Here is a 1,286-nt window from a genome sequence, read left to right as displayed (position 1 = left end):
CAGGCGATGAGTCGATTTATTATCGAGTTCGGGGAACGCCTCGAAAAGCATATTAATTAAATGGCAGTTACACAGAATCTGTTACAGGCTCCGGTGGCATCATCGATTCTGCTCTCCGTAGCAATAACCCCCCTCTAACTCCCCCCTTGAAAAGTGTGGAGGACCTAAGAGCCATATCGCTTCTGGCTCTTTCTCTTATCTCAACTCTCGCAATCTCTTCTCTCGCCCCTGAGCTTTTACTCATGTCGCAATACAACACGTCATTCAACCGATGCATTGCATCTCTATGCTAGGTTCGTAGAGGCATTCATGACGTATCGGGTGGGCTAGACCCGTGAATGAGCAGTAAATCACTCATCTGCGCATAGACAGGGAGAAGAAGAAATGGAAGTGAAAAAGGTTCACATCGCAAAATGTCATTGTGGCGCGGTCGAGCTTGAATTGCGGTTACCCAATGGCCTTGAAGATCCGCGTCGTTGTTCATGCTCTATGTGTCGGAAACGCGGTGCGATTGCAGCTTCAGTATTGTTAGAAAATTTAAAGATCATCAAAGGCGAAGAGAATCTGACGCTTTATCAATTCAATACAATGACGGCAAAGCATTACTTTTGTAAAACGTGTGGCATTTATACGCACCATCAAAGACGTTCGAACCCGCATCAATTTGCTATAAATGTAGCGTGCTTAGAAGGCATCAATGCCTATGAGTTAGAGCCAGTGAAAATCTACGATGGTATTCATCATCCCAAAGACTCGATTGATTTGTAAAGTGGGGAGAACCTAAGAGCCATTTCGCTTTGGCTCTTTCTCTTATCTCGATACTCGCAATCTCACTTCTCGTCCCTTCCCTCACTTCTCCACTTTCTTCACTGAATCGGCCTTGGAAGACGTCGAACCCAGTGTTCGCCACGCTTCGTGTTCCTCGCCGTTAATCCATGTCACGCCGATGTGTTCTTCCCAATGCGCAAAATCCGCACTGCGATAACGTTCAACGGCGCAGCCACCCGCACCGAAAGACATTTGGCACACACTGAGAATAATGTATTCGCCGTCATGCTTGAGTGGCTCTCCCTCGCCTTTCCAATTCTCACACGATGCCAACGGGCGCGAAGGAACGCGAAATGTGGTGGTTTCGGGTGGTGTACCGTCGATGCGCTCAACACGGACGATGGCGCACTTTCCGGCGTAGAATGAATAGACACCGACTTGATAGACACACTTGAGTTAGACATGATAACTAACAGAGAGGTGTTTATGAGTGGTAAGAGATTTCCAGAAGAATTCAA

Annotated in this window: 2 protein-coding genes; one reads left to right on the top strand and one right to left on the bottom strand. The window is 47.2% G+C overall.

Features of this window, described 5'->3' with window-relative positions; genetic code table 11:
• Positions 1-384: 384 nt before the first annotated feature.
• Positions 385-768: a GFA family protein gene (locus BM082_RS24560; protein WP_074929003.1), complete on the top strand. Its 384-nt coding sequence runs from the start codon at positions 385-387 to the stop codon at positions 766-768.
• Between the two features lie 81 nt (positions 769-849).
• On the opposite strand, the gene BM082_RS25400 is transcribed toward BM082_RS24560, so the two are convergent.
• Positions 850-1,020 (bottom strand): hypothetical protein, encoded by a 171-nt coding sequence (locus BM082_RS25400; RefSeq protein WP_244276085.1) that lies wholly within the window; start codon positions 1,018-1,020, stop codon positions 850-852.
• Positions 1,021-1,286: the final 266 nt, after the last annotated feature.

The sequence above is a fragment of the Enterovibrio norvegicus DSM 15893 genome (assembly GCF_900115495.1).
In the GTDB taxonomy this organism is placed as follows: Bacteria; Pseudomonadota; Gammaproteobacteria; order Enterobacterales; family Vibrionaceae; genus Enterovibrio; species Enterovibrio norvegicus.
Note: the sequence above shows the minus strand (reverse complement) of the source record. Positions and strands in the feature narration are given on the sequence as shown.